This is a genomic window from Halopseudomonas sp. Lyrl_26, from assembly GCF_051948695.1.
Lineage (GTDB): Bacteria > Pseudomonadota > Gammaproteobacteria > Pseudomonadales > Pseudomonadaceae > Halopseudomonas > Halopseudomonas formosensis.
This window is the reverse complement of sequence record NZ_JAYJLH010000004.1, coordinates 173,129-196,560: the sequence shown is the minus strand read 5'-3', so window position 1 is coordinate 196,560 and position 23,432 is coordinate 173,129. Positions and strand designations below refer to the sequence as shown.

Here is a 23,432-nt window from a genome sequence, read left to right as displayed (position 1 = left end):
GGAGAAAGCAGCAGTCATGGCGAAGATCATTGAAATCAAGGGTCGTGAAGTACTGGACTCGCGCGGTAACCCGACCGTTGAAGCAGACGTGATTCTGGAAGGCGGCATCGTCGGCAGCGCCTGTGCCCCCTCCGGCGCCTCCACCGGCTCCCGCGAAGCACTGGAACTGCGTGACGGCGACAAGAGCCGTTACCTGGGCAAGGGCGTACTCAAGGCGGTTGCCAACGTCAATGGTCCCATCCGCGAACTGCTGGTCGGTCGTGATGCCCTGGATCAGGAAGGCCTGGACCGCGCCATGATCGAACTGGACGGTACCGAGAACAAGGCCAAGCTGGGCGCCAACGCCATCCTCGCCGTGTCCCTGGCTGCCGCCAAGGCCGCTGCCCAGGCCAAGGGCGTGCCGCTGTACGCGCACATTGCCGACCTGAACGGCACCTCCGGCCAGTACAGCATGCCGGTGCCGATGATGAACATCATCAACGGTGGCGAGCACGCCGACAACAACGTCGACATCCAGGAGTTCATGGTCCAGCCGGTGGGCGCCAAGACCTTCGCCGATGCCCTGCGCATGGGTGCCGAAATCTTCCATCACCTCAAGGCCGTACTCCAGGGCCGTGGTTTGAGCACCGCCGTGGGTGACGAAGGTGGCTTCGCGCCGAACCTGGCGTCCAACGAAGACGCCCTGGCCGCCATCGCCGAAGCCGTTGCCAACGCCGGCTACAAGCTGGGCGAGGACGTGACCCTGGCCCTGGACTGCGCCTCCAGCGAGTTCTACAAGGACGGCAACTACAACCTGTCCGGTGAAGGCAAGGTATTCAACGCCGAAGGTTTTGCCGACTACCTGGCCGGTCTGACCCAGCGCTACCCGATCATCTCCATCGAAGACGGCATGGACGAGTCCGACTGGGCCGGCTGGAAGGTGCTGACCGACAAGATCGGCGAGAAGGTCCAGCTGGTCGGTGACGACCTGTTCGTGACCAACACCAGGATCCTCAAGCGCGGCATCGACGAGAAGATCGGCAACTCCATCCTGATCAAGTTCAACCAGATCGGCTCGCTGACCGAGACCCTGGAAGCCATTCGCATGGCCAAGGCCGCCGGCTTCACCGCCGTCATCTCCCACCGCAGTGGCGAGACCGAGGACCACACCATTGCCGATCTGGCTGTGGGTACCGCCGCCGGCCAGATCAAGACCGGTTCGCTGTGCCGCTCCGACCGGGTGTCCAAGTACAACCAGCTGCTGCGCATCGAAGAGCAACTGGGTGACAAGGCTCCGTACAAGGGCCGTGCCGAGTTCCGCGGCTGATAGCCGGCAGAGGGCGGACCCTGGTCCGCCCCTATGGAGAATCTGCGCTTGAAATGGCTCTGGGTAATATCGCTGGCCCTGCTCGCCGCCCTGCAGTATCGCCTGTGGGTCGGTGAAGGCAGTCTGGCGCATGTTGCCCAGCTCAAGCAGGAGATTGCCGAACAGCAGCGCGAGAACGAGAAGCTGCTGGAACGCAATCGCGTCCTGACCGCCGAAGTCATCGAGCTGAAGCAGGGCCTGGAGACCATCGAGGAACGTGCCCGTCACGAACTCGGCATGGTCAAGGAAGGCGAAACCCTGTTCCAGTTGAGTGGCGATGACTGACCCCCTTATTCCCTTCTGGGTGGTGATTCCTGCAGCGGGCGTCGGCTCGCGGATGCAGGCCGACCGTCCCAAGCAGTACCTGCCCCTTGCCGGGCGCACCCTGATCGAACATACCCTGGATTGCTTCCTCGGCCAGCCCGGCCTGCGGGGTCTGGTGGTGTGCCTGTCCGTGGATGATGGCTGGTGGCCGGATCTGCCCTGTGCCAGCGATGAGCGCATCCAGCGCGCCGATGGCGGACGGGAGCGGGCGGATTCGGTGCTCAGCGGGTTGGACCGGCTGGTCGAGCTGGGTGCCGATGATGCCGACTGGGTGCTGGTGCATGATGCCGCCCGACCCAATCTGGCTGTGTCCGATCTGCACCGCCTGCTGGCGGAGCTGCGTGACGACCCGGTTGGCGGCCTGCTGGCCGTACCGGTACGCGATACCCTGAAAATGGTCGGCGCCGATGGCCGGGTGACCGCCACGCCGGACCGCTCCCAGTTCTGGCAGGCCTATACGCCGCAGATGTTCCGCCTGGGTGCCTTGCGCCGTGCGCTGGGCGAGGCACTGGCCGCCGGCGCCAATATCACCGACGAAGCCTCGGCCATCGAATGGGCAGGGCAGGCGCCACGGCTGATCGAAGGCCGGGCGGACAATATCAAGGTCACCCGCCCGGAAGACTTGGAATTTCTGCGCCGGCGTTGAGCCGGCTTTTTTCTCCAGCTGGCTGAAGCCGTACCTGCTCGGGCTCAGCCCCGCACCAGTCGATTATTCTCGCGGCGCACGCGCACCGGCAGGGGTGTCGCCAGAGCCGCTGCCGCCTGCTCGCCGAGCAGAGCGGTCACCGTCTGCCTTGCCTGATCATCCATCTCGGCGAAGAGGTCCAGCGCTCGCTGCCACATCCACAGGTTGTAGGGAAACACCAGCCGCTCCTCCTCGGTATCCCCCACGCGGTAGCGCAGGCTGCCGATGGCGCGGGGGATTTCCGGGGTATCCGGATTGGCGTCGGCCCACTGCTGCAGCTGGCGCGCCGTCTCCTGCAGCACCGGAACCTGCTCGGTGAACATGCGCTGCAGTACCGGCAGCAGGGTGAGGGGCAGCTCATCGTCAGGCAGGAAATCCCCGGCGGCGGGCGGATCTATCATCCGTTCCACCCAGGCTGCGACCTGGGGCGCCTTCTCGCGCATCAGCCGGCCCGAGGCCGGGTCCCGATAGAGGTGGGCATACAGGGGGCCGATCAGACCGTAATCGCCGATGCTGGGGCGACCACCCAGCAGGAAGTCGTGCTCGGCAAAGTGCCGGTCCAGTTCCGCGAGCAGCGCCAGATAGCTCTGCTCCAGCGCCGCCCGGGAGTGCGGGGTAACGCCGAGCCGGGGCAGGGCACCGGCGAAGGGGCCGGAGGCTTCCAGGCCGGCCTGATACTGCTCCTCGGCGCTGGCCTCGGGCAGACGCACGCGACCGAATTCGGCAATGGCGAACTCCCGGTTCTCATCGATCATCCAGCGGTAGAGCATCGCCGGAATCACCAGCCATTCGTCACCGTAGATCTCCAGCAGCAGAGCGATCAGCTTCTGGCAGGGGCTGGTGGGGTAGATGGCGGGCTCGGGAAACTGCTGCTCCAGATGGTCGATGATCCCGGTGGAGTCCTGCAGTACCTGGTCCTGGGAGGTGACCAGCACCGGGATGTAGCGCACCCCGGTGCGCGGAATGATCAGGTCGCGATAGACCTGGGGCGTGGCCAACTGTTCGGTGAAGGGGATGCCCTTGAACTGCAGATAGCTGCGTACCTTGCCGGTATAGAGGGAAACCGGCGCGCCGATCAACTGATACATGGATCATCCTGTGTTCTGATTGTAATGAGCGCGGACCCACGCTGTGAACGGGTATTTTCGGGCTAAATGATCTTTGTTGCCACACCCGAATGTGGGTAACCTGTCCACTGTCGAGACAGATCTGCCCAGGTCAAAGCCAAATACAAGAACAGCAGTCGGGGCTCAGCATGCCAGCATTGGATTCACCGCACGTCTTCTTCCGCCGCGTCATCTTCGATGTCACCGAGACCCAGTGCCAGGTGGCCATGGAAGATGAGCATCACTATTTTGTCCTGACCCTTGGGCATGATGGGCAGCGTATCACCTCGGTCGACAGCACCGCCCGCCGCACCCCCTGGACCCTGTGCCCCCAGGCCGCCGCCAGATTGCAGGAATTCGTCGGTCAGCCGCTGCGCCAGCGTATTGCGGTCAACCTGCCGGAGATCGATGCCAAGCAGCAGTGCACCCACCAGTACGACCTGCTCATGGTGGCCCTGGTCCAGGCGGCCAGGCCCGGCTACCGCGAGTATGTCTCGCGGGTGGTGGGCGCCATGCATGAGTACCGCCACGCCGAACTCTGGCTGAATGGCGAGAAGCTGCTCGACTGGCGGCTGCGCGGCACCGCCATTCACAGCAACGACCAGTTCGACCAGCAGGACCTGCGCAGCATCATGCCCTGGGCCGAGCAGACCCTGGACGACAGGCTGCTCGAAGCGCTCTATGTGCAGCGTCGCTCGGTCATGGTCGCCGCCAGCAAGGGCGTCAATCTGGACCTGATCAAAAATGCCGGGCAGGCCATGGTGGCCCGTGCCGGCGCCTGTTTCGTGTTCCAGCCGGAACGCGCGGAGCAGGCGATCCGGGTGATCGGCAGTACCCGTCAGGACGTAACCGGTCCGGAAGATCTGCTGGTGGACGTCGCCAGAAACTGAATCGCGGCCTGCCACCAGTCATTTAGCCGCGACCCGGGCGGCGAAAATCCGGATAATGGCCGGTCATTCTGTTCGCCCGCTCTGGTACCCGCATGGAAATCAAGGTCAACTTCCTCGACAACCTTCGTCTCGAGGCCAAATTCGACGACTTCACGGTAATCGCCGACCAGCCGATCCGCTACAAGGGCGATGGCTCGGCGCCCGGTCCCTTCGATTACTTCCTGGCGTCCTCGGCGCTCTGTGCGGCCTATTTCGTCAAGCTCTACTGCCAGACCCGTGGCATTCCCACGGAAAACATCCGCCTGGCGCAGAACAACATCGTCGATCCGGAGAACCGTTACCAGCAGACCTTCAAGATCCAGGTCGAGCTGCCCGAGGACATCTCCGAGAAGGACCGTCTGGGCATATTGCGCTCCATCGACCGCTGCACCGTGAAGAAGGTGGTGCAGACCGGTCCGGAGTTCATCATCGAGGTGGTGGAGAATCTGGATGCCGACGCCCAGGGCCTGCTGTTGGCGCCCTCCACGGACGCGCGCACCTGCATTCCCGGCAAGGACGTGCCGCTGGAGCAGACCATCGCCACCCTGTCCGGGCTGATCGCCGACATGGGCATGAAGATCGAGATCGCTTCCTGGCGCAACATTGTGCCCAACGTCTGGTCCCTGCACCTGCGCGACGCCCACTCCCAGATGTGCTTCACCAACGGCAAGGGCGCGACCAAGGAAAGCGCCCTGGCCTCGGCGCTGGGCGAGTTCATCGAGCGGCTGAACTGCAACTTCTTCTACAACGACCAGTACTGGGGTCCGGAACTGGCCAATGCCGACTTCGTGCATTACCCCGAGGAGCGCTGGTTCCAGCCGGGCCCCGACGGCGAGCTGCCGGAGGAGATCCTCGACGAGCACTGCCTGGCCATCTACAACCCCGAGGGCGAGCTGCTCGGCACCCATCTGTATGACACCAACTCGGGCAATGTCGAGCGCGGCATCTGCTCGCTGCCCTACGTCCGTCAGTCCGACGGCGAGGTGGTGTACTTCCCCTCCAACCTGATCGAGAACCTGTATCTGAGCAACGGCATGGCCGCCGGCAACACCCTGGCCGAGGCGCAGGTGCAGTGCCTGTCGGAGATCTTCGAGCGGGCGGTGAAGCGGGAGATCATCGAGGGCGAGCTGGCGCTGCCGGATGTGCCCCAGGCGGTGCTGGAACGGTATCCGGGCATTCTGGCCGGCATCCGCGCACTGGAGGAGCAGGGCTTCCCGGTGCTGGTCAAGGATGCTTCCCTCGGTGGCCAGTTCCCGGTCATGTGCGTAACCCTGATGAACCCGCGCACCGGTGGCGTGTTCGCCTCCTTCGGTGCACACCCCAACTTCGAGGTGGCGCTGGAGCGCAGCCTGACCGAGCTGCTGCAGGGGCGCAGCTTCGAAGGCCTGAACGACTTGGCCAGACCTACCTTCGAGAGCCAGGCAGTCACCGAGCCCAACAACTATGTCGAGCATTTCATCGACTCAAGCGGGGTGATCTCCTGGCGCTTCTTCAGCAGTCGGGCCGACTACGAGTTCGTCGACTGGGACTTCACCGACGGCGGTCGCCTCAGCAATGCGGAAATGGCCGATGAGTTGCTGGGCATCCTCGCGGAAATGGGCCACGAGGTGTACATGGCGGTGTACCGGCATCTCGGCGGCACGGCCTGCCGCATCCTGGTCCCGGGCTATTCCGAGGTCTACCCGGTGGACGACCTGATCTGGGACAACACCAACAAGGCGCTGTACTTCCGTGAGGACATCCTCAATCTGCACCGGCTCGATGACGAGCAGCTGCAGAGTCTGGTGGACCGTCTGGAAGAGAGCGAGCTGGACCACTACGGCGACATCATCACCCTGATCGGCGTCGAGTTCGACGAGAACACCGTCTGGGGGCAGCTGACCATCCTTGAACTGAAGCTGCTGATCCATCTGGCGCTGGGCAATCTGGAACCGGCTCTGGAGCTGGTCGAGGAGTTCCTGCAGTACAACGACAATACCGTCGAACGCGGCCTGTTCTACCAGGCCATGCAGGCGGTACTGGAGGTGGTGCTGGATGACGAGCTGGAGCTGGAGGACTTCGAACCCAACTTCCGCCGCATGTTCGGCGACGAGCGCATGGATGCCGTGATCGGCTCGGTGCAGGGCAGTGTCCGCTTCCACGGCCTGACCCCCACCAGTATGAATCTGGAAGGGCTGGAGCGGCACCAGCGCATGATCGACAGCCTGAAGAAGCTGCACAGAACGCGCGCCAGAGCGGCCATGCAGGCTTGAATCAATAGTAGCGAAGCGCTACTTTTAGGAAAAATAACGAGAAAAGGCCATGGAATCTGCCCGTTTTTATCTTCTACTCCCTCTGCACGCCGGGCTGTCGGCATGAGTGCCAGTCAGGCGGGCGGTGACCAGGCTTTCATCGCTTTCGTCCAGCAGTTGCCCATTGCCTGCATCCTGACCCGCCTCAGTGACAGCGCTGTGGTGGCGACCAACCCCTCGTTCGACAAGCTGTTCGGCTGGCCGAAAGAGATGATCCTGGAGAACAGAACGGAAGCGCTGCCGCTGTGGTTGTCCGATGAACAGTGCGCGGCGTTCTTTCACGATCTCAACCGGATGGGCAGCCTGCGGCAGTCGGAGACCCGCTTCCGCTGCAGCGATGGGCGCATCCTGCCCTGTCTGGTGTATGTGGAACAGATGACGGTGGCCGGCGAGCTCTGCCGGCTGTCGATGATCCATGACATTTCCGATCGGATAAAGGCTGAGGCGGCGCTCAGGCGCAGTGAGGCCAAATTCACTGCGTTGTTCATGGACTCCCCCGAGCCCTACCTGCTGTTCGACAAGGACAACGCCCGAATCACCGAGATCAACCGGCGTTTTACCGAGGTGTTCGGCTATACCGCAGAGGAAGCCGTCGGCAGGACGGCGACCGAGCTTGGATTGTGGCGTTATCCCGAGCGGCGTTCGGCGCTGATCGAGAAGCTCATCCGCCACCGCTGCCTGCGCTCCGAACCGGTGGACTTCGTTACCCGGGACGGCCGCATCCTCAATTGCGAAGTATCCAGCAATTTCATCCGCGTGGGGAATGACCGTTGCACCCTGTCCTGCTTCAAGGACGTGACCGAGCAGGTGACCATCGAGAGGCGCATCAAGCATCAGGCCTACCATGATGCGCTGACCAATCTGCCCAACCGCCTCTTGCTGCAGGACCGCCTGCAGCAGCATCTGGCGCTGGACGAGCGGCATGGCCTGCGCTTTGCGGTGCTGTTCTTCGATCTGGATCACTTCAAGCGCATCAACGACTCCCTCGGCCACGGCCTGGGGGATGCGGTGCTGCGCGAGGCCAGTCGGCGCCTGTGTCAGGGCGTGCGCAAGACCGATACCGTGGCCCGGCTGGGCGGCGATGAATTCGTGGTGGTGCTCGCCGGTCTGAGCGGCAACCGGGAGCAGATCACCGAGCAGGTCGGGAACCATGCCCTGGCTCTGCTGGAAACACTCTCCGCCCCCATGCGGGTGGAAGGCCACGCCCTGCAGCTTGGTTGCAGTATCGGTATTGCCCTGTCCGGTGAGCACGGCCGCACCCCGGAGGATCTGCTCAAGCACGCCGACACTGCCCTGTACCGGGTCAAGGCCAGCGGGCGCAACGGCTTTGCTTTCTTCGAACCGCAGATGCAGGTCGACGTCAGCCGCCGGCTGCAGCTGGAGACCGACCTGCGCGTCGCTCTGGAGCAGGGCGCCTTCCGTCTGCACTATCAGCCCCAGATCGATGTCCATCAGCAGCGTATTCTCGGAGCCGAAGCGCTGCTGCGCTGGGAGCATCCCGAGAAAGGTCTGGTCAGCCCGGGGTGCTTCATGTCCGTGCTGGAAGAGAGCGGCATGATTCTGGATGTCGGCCATTGGGTGCTGGAGGAAGCCTGCGGACTTATAGCCAGACTCCTTGAACAGCGGTTGATCGATGTGGACGGATTCAGCCTGAGCATCAATATCAGCCCACTGCAGTTCCGTCAGGCTGATTTCGTCGCCCGCGTGGGCGAGGCCATCGCGGCCCATCAGATACCCTCCCGGTGTCTGCGACTGGAAATCACCGAGAGCATGGTCATTCACGACATCAACGATACCGTGGCCAAGATGCACGAGCTGCGCAGCATGGGCCTGAGCTTCGCGATTGACGACTTCGGTACCGGCTATTCCTCACTCAGCTATCTGAAGCGCCTGCCGGTGGATCAGCTGAAGATCGACCAGTCCTTTGTGCGTGACTGCACGGTGGACAGTCATGATGCCGAGATCATCCGCGCCATCATCGCCATGGGCCGCAGTCTGAACCTGAAGCTGGTGGCCGAGGGCGTGGAAACGGCAGATCAGCTCGACTTCCTGCGGCAGCAGGGCTGCCATGCCTATCAGGGTTTTCTGTTCAGTGCAGCGGTGGATGATGAGTCCCTGAGTGCACTGCTCCGGCGCAGCCGGGAGTCCGTCACCCCCCCGCAGTGATTGGTCTGGTCAGGGCCACTCTATATACTGGCGGCCTCTCCGGCACGACCGGGTCAGCAAGGCGGGCAAGGGCATGGCACTGATTGGACGAATGAACACACTCGAGGTGCTCAAGCACACGGACTTCGGCCTCTATCTGGATGGCGGCATGGAAGGGGAGATCCTCCTGCCCCGGCGCTACATCCCCAGGGACACGCCGAGCGAGGTGGGCGACTGGCTCAATGTGTTCGTCTACTTCGACAGCGACGACCGGCTGATCGCCACCACCCTCAAACCCAAGGTCATGGTCGGCGGCTTCGCCAGCCTCAAGGTGGTGGATATCAACCGCACCGGCCTGTTCCTCGACTGGGGCCTGCCCAAGGACCTGCTGCTGCCGCACTCCGAAGAGAAGCGCCCGCTGCAGGTAGGCGACTATTGCGTGGTTCACGTCTATCTGGACAAGCACAGCAAGCGGCTGGTGGCCACCGCCCGGCTGGACCGCTACCTGGACCAGAAGCCGGCCCGCTACAAGGTCGGGGAAGAGGTGGATCTGCTGATTGCCGAGGTCACCGATCTGGGCTTCAAGGCCATCATCAACAACGCCCACTGGGGGCTGATTCACAAGAACGAAGCCTTCAAGTTCCTGCGCCGGGGCATGCGCGAGAAGGGCTACATACGCGAGATCCGCCCCGACGGCAAGATCAACCTCAGCCTGCAGCCGGTCGGTCGCCATGCCGCCAGCGCTCTGGAGCAGCAGATTATCGATCGCCTGCGCGAACAGGGCGGCAAGCTGGCGCTGAGCGACAAGAGCCCGCCGCAACTCATCACCGCCGAGTTCGGCGTCAGCAAGGCCAACTTCAAGAAGGCCATCGGCGGCCTGTACAAGCAGGGTCTGATCCGCATCCACCCGGATCATATCGAACTGGCCGACTGAGCCCGCTATGGGAAGGACGAGCACCAGCTCGTCCTGTCCGTCACAGCCATCCATCCGGCACCTCCGCTCCGGGATTGACCAGACATTAGTCAGTGAATAAGCTGTATGCCCATACAGTAATTCGGTGTCTGTCATGTGCGGCCCAGCTTTCCCATCCTCCATTCCAACCGACTCCGAACCGGAGCGGCAGCCATGAGCGCCGTGGTGTCCCTGGACGCCCTGCTACAGCAGCGGCGGGTGTGGAAGGGCGGTGCGGATATTGCCGCGGCGCCGGCCCAGCCCACCGGGCATGCGCAACTGGATGCCGTGCTGCCCGGCGGCGGCTGGCCCGAAGCGGCCCTGAGCGAACTGCTGCTGGCCCACCCCGGCAGTGGCGAACTGCAGCTGCTGTGGCCGACCCTGGCCCGCCTGACCCGGGCACGGGAACGGGTAGTGCTGGTGGCGCCGCCCTTCATTCCCTTTGCGCCGGCCTGGCTGCAGGCCGGGGTCGATCTGCGCTGGCTGGTACTGGTGCAGGCCAGCGAGAAGGAAGCCCTGTGGGCGGCAGAGCAGTGCCTGCGCTCCGGCAGTTGCGCCGCCGTACTGTGCTGGCCCGAGCGGATCAATGACCGCGGCCTGCGCCGCCTGCAACTGGCTGCTGCCACCGGCGAGTCCCTGGGGTTTGCCTGCCGTTCCTTGCGCGAGGCGGACAACCCGTCCCCCGCCGCCCTGCGCCTGGCGCTGGATGCCTGGCCGCGGCAGGTCCGGGTGCTCAAGAGTCGAGGTGCCATGCCGGCAGCCCGCCCCCTGGCGCTGGGTTAGCCGCCATGCGCTGGGCCTGCATACTGCTGACCCGGCTGGCCCTGGATGGGGTGCAGCGCGGGCGGGATGACGCCGATGCGCCCCTGGTGCTGGTATCCGGGCATGTGCCGCGCCGCCTGATCCGGGCAGTCAATGCCCAGGCCAGGGCCCTGGGCCTGCGGCCGGGCATGAGCCTGACCGCCGCCCAGACCCTGGTCACCGACTTTGCCGTGGCCGAATACGATGAACAGCAGATCAGCCACTGGCAGCACTTTCTCGCCGCCTGGGCCTACCGCTACAGCTCCCATGTCAGTCTGGATTATCCCCATGCACTGCTGCTGGAGGTCGAATCCAGCCTGGGGCTGTTCGGCCCCTGGCCGCGATTCGAGCAGCGCCTGCGGGAGGATCTGACCGGGCTGGGCTTTCAGCACCGCATAGTGCTGGCCCCCAACCCCGCCGCCGCCCGGGCGCTGACCAATGTGCACGACGGGCTGGCGGTCATGGACAGCCTGGCCCTGCGCGAGCATATCCAGCGCCTGCCGATCCAGCGCAGCGGTCTGGATGCCCAGAGCGTGGCCACACTGTCGCGTATGGGGCTCAAACAACTGGGGCAGATACTCCGCCTGCCGCGGGATACCCTGGCCCGACGCTTCCCCGCCGAGGTGCTGGCCCATCTCGACCGGCTGCTCGGCGTGCTGCCGGTGGCGCTGGGCAGTTACCAGCCAGCGGACGAGTTTGCTGCCCGCATCGAATTCAACTTCGAGGTCGACTCCCACCAGGCCTTGCTGTTCCCCATCCGCCGCCTGCTGCTGGACCTGCAGGCCTTCCTGGCCGGGCGGGACTGCAGCGTGCAGCGCTTCGAGCTGACCCTTGAGCACCGGGATCACGAACCGACCTGTCTGCCCATCGGCCTGCTCAGCGCCGAACGGGATGCCCAGCAGCTGTTCGAAGTCACCCGCAGCCGGCTGGAGCAACTGCAGCTGCCCGAACCCGTGCTGGCGGTAAGGCTGCGCGCCAGTGACCTGCCGTCCTTCACCCCCAAACCGGTCTCACTGCTGGAGGAACGCCCACCACCGGTTCAGCCCTGGGACCAACTGCGCGAACGGCTCAGGGCGCGCCTGGGTGATGAGGCCATTCACGGTCTGGTCGCAGTGGCCGATCACAGGCCCGAATGTGCCTGGCGGCGCGACACCGAGGGCGCCGGCCTTCCGCCCGCACAGCTCGGCAAGCGCCCCGGCTGGCTGCTGGCAGAACCCGAGCCCCTGAACGAGCTGGTGCCGGAGATCCTCGCCGGGCCGGAGCGCATCGAGTCCGGTTGGTGGGACGGGGCCGACCGCCGTCGCGACTACTATGTGGTGCGCACCCGGGATGGGCGGCTGGCCTGGGTCTGGCAGGCGGTGGACGGGCAGGGCCCCTGGATGCTGCACGGGTGGTTCGCATGACAGCCGACTACGCCGAACTGCATTGCCTGAGCAACTTCAGCTTCCAGCGGGGCGCCTCCAGCGCCGACGAGCTCTTTGCCCGTGCCAGACAGCACGGCTATCAGGCCCTGGCCATTACCGACGAGTGCACCCTGGCCGGCATAGTCCGAGCCTGGGAGGCATCCAAGGCTCATGGCATCCCTCTGATCATCGGCAGCGAAATGCAGGTAGAATCCGGCCCCAGGCTGGTCCTGCTGGCCGAGGACAAGACCGGCTACCAGCGCCTGTGCCAACTGATCACCAATGCCCGCCGCCGCACCGAGAAGGGCAGCTATCAACTGCTCAGGGACGATCTGGAAACCGACACCAGCGGCCTGCTGGCGCTCTGGCTGCCCGAGCCGGAGCCGGACCCGCAGCACGGCGAATGGCTCAAAACCCGCTTTGACCAGCGGCTGTGGCTGGCGGTCGAGCTGCACCGCGGCCCGGATGATGCGCAAAGACTGGAGCAACTGCTTGGACTGGCCCGCCAGCTGGAGGTCCCCGCCGTGGCCAGCGGCGATGTGCACATGCACGCCCGGGGCCGGCGGGCCCTGCAGGACACCCTGACCGCCATCCGCCATCATTGCACGCTGGAAGAGGCCGGCCACCGGCTGTTCCCCAATGGCGAACGTCACCTGCGTCCGCTGCAGCAGCTGGCCCAGATTTATCCCCCAACACTGCTTCAGGCCACAGTGGAGATTGCCAGGCGCTGCCGCTTCGATCTGGGCGATCTGAAATACCAGTACCCCAGGGAGCTGGTGCCCGCCGACCACACCCCGTCCAGCTGGTTGCGCCACCTCACCGAGGAAGGCATCGCCTGGCGCTGGCCCCGGGGCATCTCCAGCGAACTGCGCGCCCAGCTCGACAAGGAGCTGACCCTGATCAGCGAACTGGAATACGAAAGCTACTTCCTCACCGTGCACGACATCGTCCGCTTCGCTCGGGGGCAGGGCATCCTCTGCCAGGGCCGTGGCTCGGCCGCCAACTCGGCGGTGTGCTTTGCTCTGGGCATCACCGAAATCGACCCGGCCCGATCCAACCTGCTGTTCGAACGCTTCCTGTCCCGCGAGCGCAACGAACCGCCGGACATCGACGTGGACTTCGAGCACGAGCGCCGGGAAGAGGTCATCCAGTACATATTCAACCGCTATGGCCGCCGCCGCGCGGCACTGGCCGCGGTGGTCAGCAGCTACCACGCCGCTGGTGCCATCCGCGATGTCGGCAAGGCCCTCGGCCTGCCGCCGGATCAGGTGGATGCCCTGGCCCGCTGCTGCAACCGCTGGAGCGATCGTATTCCCGATGCCGAGCGCCTGCGGGAAGCGGGCTTTGAACCGGACAGTCCGGTACTGCACCGAGTACTGACCCTCAGCGGCCAGCTGATCGGCTTCCCCCGACATCTGTCCCAGCACCCCGGCGGCTTCGTCATCTCCGAGCAGCCGCTGGATACCCTGGTGCCGGTGGAAAACGCCGCCATGGAAGACCGCACCGTCATCCAGTGGGACAAAGACGATCTGGATGCGGTCGGCCTGCTCAAGGTGGATGTGCTGGCGCTGGGCATGCTCACCGCGCTGCGCCGCTGCTTCGATCTGGTCCGCCATTACCGCGGCCGGGAACTGACCCTGGCCACCATCCCCGCCGGGGATGAGCCGACCTACAGCATGATCAGCCAGGCCGACACCATAGGCGTCTTCCAGATCGAATCCCGCGCACAGATGAGCATGCTGCCCAGACTGCGACCCAGACGGTTCTACGATCTGGTGATCGAAGTGGCCATCGTCCGCCCCGGCCCGATCCAGGGCGACATGGTGCACCCCTACCTGCGCCGCCGAAACGGCGAAGAGGAGGTCAGCTATCCATCCCCCGCGCTGAAAAAAGTGCTGGAGCGTACTCTCGGCGTCCCCCTGTTTCAGGAGCAGGTCATGGAAATTGCCATAGTCGCCGCCGGCTACAGCGCCGGCGAAGCCGACCAGCTGCGCCGCTCCATGGCCGCCTGGAAGCGCAAGGGCGGGCTGGAGCCGCACCGGGAGAAACTCACCCAAGGCATGCTCGAGCGCGGCTATACAAAGGAATTTGCCGAACGCCTGTTCGAGCAGATCAAGGGTTTTGGCGACTACGGCTTCCCCGAATCCCACGCCGCCAGCTTCGCCCTGCTCACCTACGCCAGCAGCTGGCTCAAATGCCACGAACCGGCCGCCTTCGCCTGCGCCCTGATCAACAGCTGGCCGATGGGCTTCTACAGCCCCGACCAGATACTGCAGGACGCCCGCCGCCACGGCATCGAAACCTGGCCGGTAGACGTGCGCTACAGCGACTGGGACTGCACCCTGGAGCACGACCGCAAGGGCGAATACGGCATCCGCCTCGGCCTGCGCATGATCCGCGGCTTCCGCGAGGACGATGCCCACCGACTGGTTGCAACCAGACAACGGCAGGGCTTCACATCAGTAGAGGAGCTGGCCCTGCGCAGCCAACTCAACCGCCGGGCCATGGAACTGCTCGCCGACGCCGGCGCCCTGCGCGGCCTCGCCGGCCACCGCCACCAGGCCCGCTGGGCCGTCGCCGGTGTACAGGAACCACTGCCCCTGTTTACCGAAGCACCTGCCCAGACAGAGCAGGACGTAGCCCTGCCACTGCCCAGCGTCGGCGAAAACCTCATGGCCGACTACGCCCTGGTCGGCACCACCATGGGCCCACACCCCCTGCGCCTGCTGCGCAGCCAGCTCAAGGCCAGAGGCTGCCGCAGCTCAAAGCAGCTCAAGCAGATGAACGACAACAGCCACGTCAAGGTCGCGGGCCTGGTCACCGGACGCCAACGCCCCGGCACCGCCAGCGGCGTCACCTTCGTCACCCTCGAAGACGAACACGGCATGATCAACGTCGTCGTCTGGCGCACACTAGCCGAACGCCAGAGAAAGGAACTGGTGCACTCACAATTACTGCAGGTACAGGGCAAGCTCGAACACAAGGAAGGCATCCGCCACCTGATCGCCAGCAGCCTGACTGACCTCACGCCCATGCTGCAGGGGCTGGATACCAGAAGCCGGGATTTTCACTGACACCAGCGGGTCCCAACTGGTAGCCATGCGCCATACTTTTCGACTATGGTTGGGTCAGGCAAAGGACTGCGGTTATCCCCGCCCAGAGGCAAGGACAGCCATCAGTCTCTCCGAATTTTGATAAACCACCCAGGCCATGCCCGCCGAAAAGGGTAGGGCGGTAGCGTGCCTGGGGAGCGGATTTATCCAGTAGTAATGGATTGTGAAAAGACGCAGTCAAGCGAATACGGGTAAAGTTGGCATTGCGTTCGTAATCTATTGATTTTTATGGGTTTTATGGCAGGCATAGCTCTGGTTGAACCGGAGTTATACCGCAGTCATTGTTATGTATTAGTGCCGCATGCGGTCTAATCACTGTTAGGAATAGACATGGAAACCGATCTGCAGAACGTTGGTTTAGATGCAATTGGAATAGCCATCGAGAACGGAGAACTCGTGTTTGGCGAAGAATCGAAGGGCGTGGACTTCAATCGCGCCTGTGATCATATAGTGGTTTTGCTTCGCGATGCGGTTTCTTGCTTCGAGCGTGATTCCTATGGAACCGCGGTATTCCTGGCTATTACGGCAATCGAAGAAATCGCGAAAGCCGAAGTAGGCTTGTACCGCAGAGAAAAAAGTATCAAACCAATGAAACGAGGGAACGATAAGCTATTCAATCATGCGTCTAAACATCAAATGGCAATTCTTCCCACCGTATTTATGGGCAAGCGGCTAGAGGATGCGCTTGGGCAAGAGCGCTGTAAGGAGCTCCTGAAAGAGGCTGCAAATGGCGAATTTCGTACTCTTCGCGAAGATTCCCTTTACTTCAGCCGTTCTGATGGCCAATTCGTCACTCCGCGTGATTTGATCTCCAGAGGCAAGGCAAGAGAAATACTGCTGCTTGCCATTGAGGCTGGTGATGATCGGCTAGTGGGCTATACCGGACACACAGGGCTGATTGAGCAGCAGTTGAGTGAGCTGTTTGGTGCTGTACAAAATTCATAACAAGCCGCTCAAATTCGTTCCGGCCACAAAAATCGTGGCCTACACCGGACTCGCTATCGCTCGCCGTTTAGCGGGGCGTTAGGCAAGAGGAACATATGAGCGACTGGGACTTTCTGCACGATATGCATAATGAGGGTTTTAGCCCAGAGCAGATAGCGGATGCTGCTGCCTGTGGCTATAACCCTTGGGAGCATGGCGATTGGGATAACATCGAGGAGTTTATTGACGATGAAGCGGGCTGGGATTCTAGTAGTGAGCCAAAGAACCCTACGACTCTAGAGCTTTGGGAGTTGCTAGATGAATTGGTTGAAACCGCCCGAAATTACTTCGAAGTTACAGGTCGGCATCTGCCAATTTATGGAGAGCTTGGCGAGCTATACGGTGAAGCTAAATACGGAATCAAAAGGCATAAGCCTTATACACGAGGCTCCGATGGCAAATTGGGAAACGATTTCGTCGAAATAAAAACAATTAGCCCATTTAAGTCCGACAATGCCGTGCTAGTGAAGCGAGCCGGTAATTTCAGCAAACTTCTTATCGTGAAAATCAGCAAAGACTTCGAGTTTAAAGCAAAAATGCTCGATAGAAAGAGCTTTGGAAAGGGCACTGGCAAACACATTAAGGCCAAGTGGAGTGAATGAAATTGCCTAACAAGTACATGTTGGCGGACTGGTTTTCCGCTGCGCTCCAAACCAGCCGCAAATGTAGGCGTTATACAAAACCAGTAGAGAAGGCTGATGATTGCTAAATGGCTTACAAGAATATACGTCATGTTCGCTTGCCTTATGCTTTTCGGCCTGACAGGTCTGCTACTGGAGTCGTTGACGGTGAGCTTGCTTCCGTTTCTTGCGCTGCTGCTATGTGGTTATGTCGGATTGTTCACTCTTTGGTGGATGGGAAATCTTCATCAAAGGGTGTTGACGGAACAAGTAATAAAAGAGAGCTCGCGCAAAAAAATAATTGTCGGAGTTTGTATTGGGTCAATGGGCATTGTGGTGCCAGTAATCATTAACTTCAAATTTTTGGTTTTCGCTATTCCTTTAGGCATGCCCGCCATCTGCTTCGCAGCTTTCTATGCTATCCGCTGGAGAAGGGCACTAAAAATTGCATAACCAAGCCATTAATTTCGCGCACTTCGTGCGCCGGACCTCGTTTCACTCGGCCGCTTATGGTGGGCGTTAATTCCTAATTCAAGTTTTGAGTAAGTTCACGAAGGAAAGATCATGTCTCATGGAGTAACTCCTCCTCATCCCGAAAAGTTTTTAGAAGTAAGGTGCCAACAATATGAGGCTGAACCTTGGTTAGTTGCAATGTGTGCGGGATATGAACTTGGGGAGTGGAGAGGTGAGCAACTTGCAGAGCATGTAATGGAATGGTTGCCTGAATTTGCTTTGAAATATAGTGAATGGAAATCACTTGGCCCAGGCAACGCTGTAAAATTGATTAAGAAGGCGGCAAAAGCAATATATAAAACAGAGAAATATGGAAGTAGAGGTGAATTTGGTGAACTACTTCTTCACATTGTTATACGCCATGTATTTAGAACATTTCCCGCTATAAGTAAGATACATTATAAAGATTCAAGGAATGACACAGTAAAAGGATTTGATTGTGTTCACACAATTGCAAAAGAAGATAAGCTGGAACTTTGGCTAGGAGAGGTTAAATTTTATAAGGATATTGGGAGTGCAATTCGAGATGTCATAAAAGAATTAAATGACCATACGAAGCGTGACTATCTAAGAGATGAATTTTCAGCCATTACAAATAAAATAGATAAAAGCTGGCCTAGCTCAGATAAATTAAGCAAGCTTTTAGATAATAATACTTCACTAGATGAGATATTTGATTCAGTCACCATTCCTGTTCTTTTGTCGTATGATAGTGGCACTGTAAACAGCTATGATCGAGTTACAGATGACTTCAAGCGGGACTTTGCGTCTGAAGTAAACGAGCACTGGAATACTTTTAGAAGTAAAAACCTCCCAAAATCAGTCAACATAGTTCTAATTTTATTGCCCCTGAAGTCAAAGAAAGACCTCCAGGATAAACTTCATGGAGAGCTTCAAAGATGGAACTAGTAGAAGTTGAAAATCATCTTAAAGATGACGACTATATTTCAAGGAACTCATTCGAGCTTGCAAAAAATCTTTGTACTTTATACAACAATGCGGACTCCCAATCAGTGAGTAAAGTGCAAAATTTAGTGATAAGGTCGTTAGAAAAATATGAGTTGTTCGGTTCAAGCAAAATAATAATTGATAATTTGTTGAGGGAGTTAAAGCTATTCCCATACTTAAATTCAGATGAATTATCCCTTGCGGATGCATTAGCGTACTTTGCACATACAACAGACATTGGAAATGACTCAGAAGCTGTACTGCATGGCCCTCAGGCTGAAATTTTCTACAAGCTTTTGTCTGGAGTTAGTGTTGTTCTTAGTGCTCCAACAAGTTTTGGTAAAAGCTTGATCATTGATGCGGTAATAGCGAGTCAAAAGTTTAGCAATATAGTAGTTGTTGTTCCTACTATATCTCTAATAGATGAAACAAGACGCCGGCTTTCAAAGTTCAAAGAAAACTATAAGGTGATTACCCATTCCTTACAGGAAGCGTCTGACAAAAATATATATGTTCTAACTCAAGAGCGAGTGATAGAAGAAGATTTTGTTGGTGATGTTGATTTTTTTGTGATTGATGAGTTTTATAAATTAAGTACTTGGGCCGACAGTGGAAATAGGTGTGCATTGCTCAATGAGGCTTTTTACAGGCTTTATAAAAAATGCGAACATTTTTATATGTTAGGGCCAAACATAAATGGTGTGGCTGGTGAATTTGTTGAAAATGTAAAGTTTGAATTTGTCAAATACAATTACAATACAGTTGTTACTGAGATACATGACTTCACAGGCTCTGATAAAGAGGGCTCACTAATTGACATATGTGAAAAAGTCGAAGGGCCAACTATTGTATTCTCAAGTTCACCTGATAGAGCAAACAAAGCAGCTGAGTTAATCTATGAGAATATTAGAACAGAACCAGGCAATAAAGCTAGGGAGCTAGCGGCATGGGTTTCTGAAAATTATCATGAAGAGTGGATTCTTACCAAAGCACTAAAAAATGGTGTAGGCATTCACCATGCGAGAATTCCAAGAGGAATTTCTCAGTATATTGTTGATTTATTTAACTCGGGTGAAATCAAATATTTAGTATGCACGTCAACGCTTATTGAAGGTGTTAATACATCAGCAAAAAACATAGTCTGTTATGATGATTCGATTAACAGGAAGAAGCTAGATATATTTACATTTAATAATATCTCAGGAAGAAGTGGTCGAATGTTTAAGCATTTCGTTGGAAATGTGTATATATTATCTCCACCTCCAATAGATCAGCTCCCCCTTGTAGAGCTGCCTTTATACAATCAAGATGAGAATACACCTGACTCTTTGCTATTAAATATTGATGAAAATGACCTCACTGAAAAAGGCAAAGAGAAGATCAAGAAATACTACGAGCAAGATCATTTGTCGCTTGAAACAATAAGATTAAATAAGACGATAGATCCAAGTGATCAAGTCAACTTTGCTAAAGCTCTTGAGGCAAATTTTCAGAACTGGAGTCATATGCTGCTCTGGAGGGGATACCCTGACTATGAGCAGTTGTCCTTCATCTGTACACTGATTTGGAACAACTTTAATGGTAAAAGTCTTGGTAACAGAAGTATTAGCTCAGCTAAACAGCTTGCTTTCAAAATAAACCAGTTAATGTCTAAGCCCACTATCCATAACATAGTTAATGACAGGCTCAATTATAATGCAGACTCAGATATTACAAGCATAATTACGAAAGAGCTCGATTTTAAAAGGCTTTGGGCGAATTTTCACTTCCCTAGAATAATACGAGCAATTGAAACTATCACGAATGAGTACTTGAGAAAGCACAAAATTGATTACGAGTGCGAATACACAGCTTATGCCTCCTCAGTTGAGAACTATTTCTATGACTCATCCATAGTCGCTCTAGAAGAGTATGGGCTTCCAATAGAAATATCTGCATTAATTGAGGATTATCTGTCCACCGATGGAGACTTAGATGAAGCTCTAAATCGCCTATCAGCGGTTGACACTTCAAAAATAGAAGATCCTGTAATCAAAAGCTTCTTAGAGAGAGCCGCATACGGAATATAACAAGTGCATCCAGGTGACGCTTACGGCGCACCTGATGCAGGCGTTAAACGTCTATGACCTCAGCCCAGAAAGTTATGGTTAAAAACTGGGTCATCGGCTGCGTGTGGCTGGTGGCTGTCGCAGTGGTATTTCAGCTACCGCACGAGTATCGCCTGAAGACCGGTTTGGTCCTTGGGGTTTTGTTTTCGTTGTGGCCGCTGTTAAACCCTGAGATCAGGAATTGGAGAGGCTACGGAGCTGAGCAACAGTCGCTTGGGGATTTCATCGGTCGGCATGGCCTGCTGAAGCTGTGGATGGTTGGATATTGTGCGTTGGTTCTGCCATTTTTGATATATCGCATTGCCACGTTAGGTGGCGACAGCATCGGCAGTTACCTGCTTTGTTTTCTATTATTGGTCGGCCCACCTTTTCTGGTTTCCGAGTATGAGAGGTACCAGGCGGCAGGCTAAAAACGTTTAACAATTGCATTAAATTCGTTCCGGGCCGATGGCCCTCCACCGGACGGCTTTTTCTCCGCTTCGCTGCGCAAAAGCCGTCGTTTATGCAGGCGTTATACCGAGGAAGGAACAGCGAGGTGAGAACGATACTTCTTGGAAATGCCGGTGCTGGTAAAAGCACTCTCTCAAAGAGATTAATTGCCAAACAGCCAGCCGCTCGCCTTTCTCTTGATGAAGTGGCATTTCACAATGGGGCGCAGCGGCGCCCGATCCAAGATAGCATCGCGGATGTAAGGCTTTTTATTGCCCATAATGAGAGCTGGATAATTGAAGGCTGTTACGCAGACATCATCGAGCCGATTATGTGCGAGTGTGACGAACTCATTTTTCTGAACCCCGGAGTTGAGATTTGTATCGCTCATTGTCGCGCGCGCCCCTGGGAGCCAGAGAAATTCAGCTCGAAAGAAGAGCAGGATGAAAACTTGGAAAATCTAATCGAATGGGTAGCTGCCTACGACACCCGTTCAGACGAATACGGTCTCCGTCGCCATCGGGCGCTTTACGAGGCGTTCAAGGGGAAAAAGCGTGAGCTCAATCATCCGAGTGAGTATGAATCGGTATAACCATCGCAGGCACGGCGACGTCTTTTCCATGGCGGCTTCGCCCCCATTCCAAAGCCGCGCATGCTGCGGGCGTTAGGTTTAAGAGCTGAGAGGAAAAAATGGAACCAATTTTCGATAAAAGCTGCTCGCTAGTTGGATGGCTAAACCAAGAGCGAGGGTATGTATTCAATACTCGCATGCGATTTGTTGCATTTATAAGAGGTAACGGCTTATTTACAAACAAAAGTCGCCATATTGGATTTTTTATTAATGGAATCTTCAGGGACAAGCGTGCGGGTGCTGTGGCATTTTTGAGGGGTAGCTCGCCCGGTGCAACGCCAGCAACGCCTGCCACCCCAGCGACACCCGCCACTCCGGCAACACCTGCTACTCCAGCAACACCTGCCACTCCTGCAAGCCCAGCAAGACCTGCTGGTAGTTTTAGCTCCACAAGCTGGGAGGCATTAATAAATGGTCAATAAACCTAACCAAGCCATCAAATTCGCTCCCTTCGGTCGCCGGACACTCGTTCCTCGCGCCGTTTATGGCGGGCGTTAGTTCATCTACCATCAAGGGCAGTTCAGTAATGACCGAAGACTTAAAGCTGACAACTGAGGTCAAAAAACAGCATACGGTCCCTCGCTTCCTCCTCGATAATTTCGGGTTTGAGAAGGGGGGCAAGGCCAAAAAATTATATACCTACGATAAGCAGTCTGAGCGTTCCTATATCCAGTCTGTTTACGACGCATCTACACGTAATTCTTTTTACAATCTTGAAAACCATCCTGATAAGCATAGCTTGGAGCCTATATTAGGTGAAATCGAGTCAGAAGCATCATCTGCGATCAGGAAGGTCATCGAGGAAGAAAGTCTAAGCTCCTTAACTAACGACGAAAGGATACAACTAGCTGTATTTGTAGTTATTCAGAAGGCGCGAACATACCATGGTCTTCAGTCTATAAAAGCCCTTGTAACCGGTCTTGGTGATCGCTTACTGAACATGGGGGCAAAGCCTGAAGATCTTCCGAACCTGATAGGTAGCCAAGACCACTCAGATCTTAAAAATTTCTTTCTTGAGACGGTTTTGAAGCATGCAGACCACGCCGAACATATACTGAATAAAAGCTGGATTCTATACAAAACTAGCGAAAAAGATCCTTATTATATATCTGATAACCCAGTGACTCTGCATAACGATGTAGATATGGGATTTTGGGGAAATCTAGGCTTGGCCGTCCGAGGCATTCAAATTCACTTGCCTATATCAAGCAGGTTGACTCTCGCTTTCGTATGCCCGTCACATGAGCAGAGAGCGCTCCAAGCAAGAGAACAGTTGCAGTTTATTGTAGATCACGATATCAGTCAGTTTATACACGTAAAAAACCCAAAAATGATCGTTGACTATGCAAATGCGTTTAAAAAAGGTGAGGCCTTCATAACCACCTCTGATAACACGAAATTTTTGAATAGCTTACAGGTCAGGTTTGCAGAGCAGTACATATTTTGTGAAGAGGACAGGTTCGGCTTAGTAAAGCAAATGATAGAGGCGGATGATTCTTACAGAACGGGGTTGCGCCCGACTGTGAACTAACAAGGTGGTCAACGGGACGCCAACTACGCTGCGCTCCGTTGGCGCCCATTACCACTGGCGTTAATCAAAGCGGTATCTTTGCTACCACCTGTTTTCGGCATTTACCCAACCTTGATGCACTGCGCCAGCAGCTGCAGTCTGTTCCCCAGTTGCCGCCGGAGAAGGCGGTTCACTTTCTGGTCGGTCGCCAGGGGCAGGCGTGGCCGGTGCCGGACCGGCATGGCACCTATGTGCTGATCCTGTAGGACGATACGAACTTTCGTGCAGTCCATGGGCGCCGGATGGATACCAAGGCTGTGAAGGAACTGTTCATCAATCTTGTGGCCAACTCAGATGTACAGGCTCGCCCTAAGGTGGAAGTGATGCAGGTGACGCGCGAGCAGCGGCAGACCGAGTCCAATGGTGTGGTTGAGACCATCGCCTAAGTGGTCTGCTCCCTATGCACAGCGCAGGACGCTGTTCATGCTGTCTGTTGCTCCCTCCGCGACCGCCCAGGTTCAAGCTTAGGGTACTGCGTCTATTATTCGGGAGTGGAGATCGACGTTTCGCGCGGGGCGGTCTATGTATTGCTCAG

General features: G+C 57.5%; 22 protein-coding genes. 21 read left to right on the top strand and 1 reads right to left on the bottom strand.

Annotation, left to right across the window (positions count from 1 at the left end):
* Positions 1 to 16 precede the first annotated feature (16 nt).
* From eno to ispD, 3 genes are read left to right on the top strand one after another with little or no spacing between them, the layout of a single operon-like run.
* Positions 17 to 1,306, top strand: a complete 1,290-nt coding sequence (gene eno / locus VF673_RS07820) for a phosphopyruvate hydratase (protein WP_090536308.1) — start codon at positions 17 to 19, stop codon at positions 1,304 to 1,306.
* Positions 1,307 to 1,339: 33 nt separating this feature from the next.
* Entirely contained in the window at positions 1,340 to 1,630 is a 291-nt protein-coding gene (gene ftsB / locus VF673_RS07815) for a cell division protein FtsB (RefSeq protein WP_440291517.1), read from the top strand.
* Positions 1,623 to 2,315, top strand: coding sequence for a 2-C-methyl-D-erythritol 4-phosphate cytidylyltransferase (gene ispD, locus VF673_RS07810; RefSeq protein WP_440291516.1), 693 nt, complete (start codon positions 1,623 to 1,625; stop codon positions 2,313 to 2,315). The genes ftsB and ispD overlap by 8 nt, the downstream gene beginning before the upstream one ends.
* 44 nt (positions 2,316 to 2,359) lie before the next feature.
* On the opposite strand, the gene VF673_RS07805 is transcribed toward ispD, so the two are convergent.
* The gene (locus VF673_RS07805; RefSeq protein ID WP_440291515.1) at positions 2,360 to 3,442 is read right to left on the bottom strand and encodes a glutathione S-transferase family protein; all 1,083 of its coding nucleotides are present in this window, start codon (positions 3,440 to 3,442) and stop codon (positions 2,360 to 2,362) included.
* Between the two features lie 167 nt (positions 3,443 to 3,609).
* Between VF673_RS07805 and VF673_RS07800 the strand changes: the two genes are divergently transcribed.
* The 18 genes from VF673_RS07800 to VF673_RS07715 all read left to right on the top strand — a co-directional run bounded on the left by VF673_RS07800 (position 3,610) and on the right by VF673_RS07715 (position 23,283).
* Positions 3,610 to 4,350 (top strand): DUF2889 domain-containing protein, encoded by a 741-nt coding sequence (locus tag VF673_RS07800; protein ID WP_440291514.1) that lies wholly within the window; start codon positions 3,610 to 3,612, stop codon positions 4,348 to 4,350.
* Between the two features lie 92 nt (positions 4,351 to 4,442).
* Positions 4,443 to 6,641 (top strand): OsmC domain/YcaO domain-containing protein, encoded by a 2,199-nt coding sequence (locus VF673_RS07795; RefSeq protein ID WP_440291513.1) that lies wholly within the window; start codon positions 4,443 to 4,445, stop codon positions 6,639 to 6,641.
* Between the two features lie 102 nt (positions 6,642 to 6,743).
* Complete coding sequence (locus tag VF673_RS07790; protein ID WP_440291512.1) at positions 6,744 to 8,846, top strand: putative bifunctional diguanylate cyclase/phosphodiesterase; 2,103 nt, start codon at positions 6,744 to 6,746, stop codon at positions 8,844 to 8,846.
* 73 nt (positions 8,847 to 8,919) lie between these two features.
* On the top strand, positions 8,920 to 9,759 hold the full coding sequence (locus VF673_RS07785; RefSeq protein WP_090536320.1) for a CvfB family protein: 840 nt from the start codon (positions 8,920 to 8,922) through the stop codon (positions 9,757 to 9,759).
* 192 nt (positions 9,760 to 9,951) lie between these two features.
* Positions 9,952 to 10,560, top strand: a complete 609-nt coding sequence (gene imuA / locus VF673_RS07780) for a translesion DNA synthesis-associated protein ImuA (RefSeq protein ID WP_440291511.1) — start codon at positions 9,952 to 9,954, stop codon at positions 10,558 to 10,560.
* 5 nt (positions 10,561 to 10,565) lie between these two features.
* Positions 10,566 to 11,981: a Y-family DNA polymerase gene (locus VF673_RS07775; RefSeq protein WP_440291510.1), complete on the top strand. Its 1,416-nt coding sequence runs from the start codon at positions 10,566 to 10,568 to the stop codon at positions 11,979 to 11,981.
* Positions 11,978 to 15,055, top strand: coding sequence for an error-prone DNA polymerase (locus VF673_RS07770; protein ID WP_440291509.1), 3,078 nt, complete (start codon positions 11,978 to 11,980; stop codon positions 15,053 to 15,055). Before VF673_RS07775 ends, VF673_RS07770 begins: the two co-directional genes overlap by 4 nt.
* Before the next feature lie 369 nt (positions 15,056 to 15,424).
* Positions 15,425 to 16,039, top strand: coding sequence for an AbiV family abortive infection protein (locus VF673_RS07765; protein ID WP_440291508.1), 615 nt, complete (start codon positions 15,425 to 15,427; stop codon positions 16,037 to 16,039).
* Positions 16,040 to 16,134: 95 nt separating this feature from the next.
* A complete protein-coding gene (locus VF673_RS07760; RefSeq protein ID WP_440291507.1) occupies positions 16,135 to 16,680 on the top strand; it encodes a hypothetical protein in 546 nt (181 codons plus the stop codon).
* 96 nt (positions 16,681 to 16,776) lie between these two features.
* Positions 16,777 to 17,151: a hypothetical protein gene (locus VF673_RS07755; protein WP_417501994.1), complete on the top strand. Its 375-nt coding sequence runs from the start codon at positions 16,777 to 16,779 to the stop codon at positions 17,149 to 17,151.
* 111 nt (positions 17,152 to 17,262) lie between these two features.
* Positions 17,263 to 18,120 carry a HamA C-terminal domain-containing protein gene (locus VF673_RS07750; RefSeq protein WP_440291506.1) on the top strand — a complete coding sequence of 286 codons (858 nt, stop codon included), beginning with the start codon at positions 17,263 to 17,265 and terminating at the stop codon, positions 18,118 to 18,120.
* The gene (locus VF673_RS07745; protein WP_440291505.1) at positions 18,111 to 20,228 is read left to right on the top strand and encodes a DEAD/DEAH box helicase; all 2,118 of its coding nucleotides are present in this window, start codon (positions 18,111 to 18,113) and stop codon (positions 20,226 to 20,228) included. Before VF673_RS07750 ends, VF673_RS07745 begins: the two co-directional genes overlap by 10 nt.
* 53 nt (positions 20,229 to 20,281) lie before the next feature.
* Positions 20,282 to 20,677 (top strand): hypothetical protein, encoded by a 396-nt coding sequence (locus VF673_RS07740; RefSeq protein WP_440291504.1) that lies wholly within the window; start codon positions 20,282 to 20,284, stop codon positions 20,675 to 20,677.
* A 125-nt stretch (positions 20,678 to 20,802) separates the two neighbouring features.
* A complete protein-coding gene (locus VF673_RS07735; protein ID WP_320332105.1) occupies positions 20,803 to 21,288 on the top strand; it encodes a hypothetical protein in 486 nt (161 codons plus the stop codon).
* A gap of 98 nt (positions 21,289 to 21,386) precedes the next feature.
* On the top strand, positions 21,387 to 21,749 hold the full coding sequence (locus tag VF673_RS07730) for a 4-fold beta flower protein (RefSeq protein WP_370589739.1): 363 nt from the start codon (positions 21,387 to 21,389) through the stop codon (positions 21,747 to 21,749).
* Positions 21,750 to 21,853: 104 nt separating this feature from the next.
* Entirely contained in the window at positions 21,854 to 22,858 is a 1,005-nt protein-coding gene (locus VF673_RS07725; protein ID WP_440291503.1) for a DUF4238 domain-containing protein, read from the top strand.
* A gap of 38 nt (positions 22,859 to 22,896) precedes the next feature.
* Positions 22,897 to 23,103, top strand: coding sequence for an NMCC_0638 family (lipo)protein (locus VF673_RS07720; protein ID WP_440291502.1), 207 nt, complete (start codon positions 22,897 to 22,899; stop codon positions 23,101 to 23,103).
* A 36-nt stretch (positions 23,104 to 23,139) separates the two neighbouring features.
* The gene (locus tag VF673_RS07715; protein WP_440291501.1) at positions 23,140 to 23,283 is read left to right on the top strand and encodes a hypothetical protein; all 144 of its coding nucleotides are present in this window, start codon (positions 23,140 to 23,142) and stop codon (positions 23,281 to 23,283) included.
* Positions 23,284 to 23,432 lie beyond the last annotated feature (149 nt).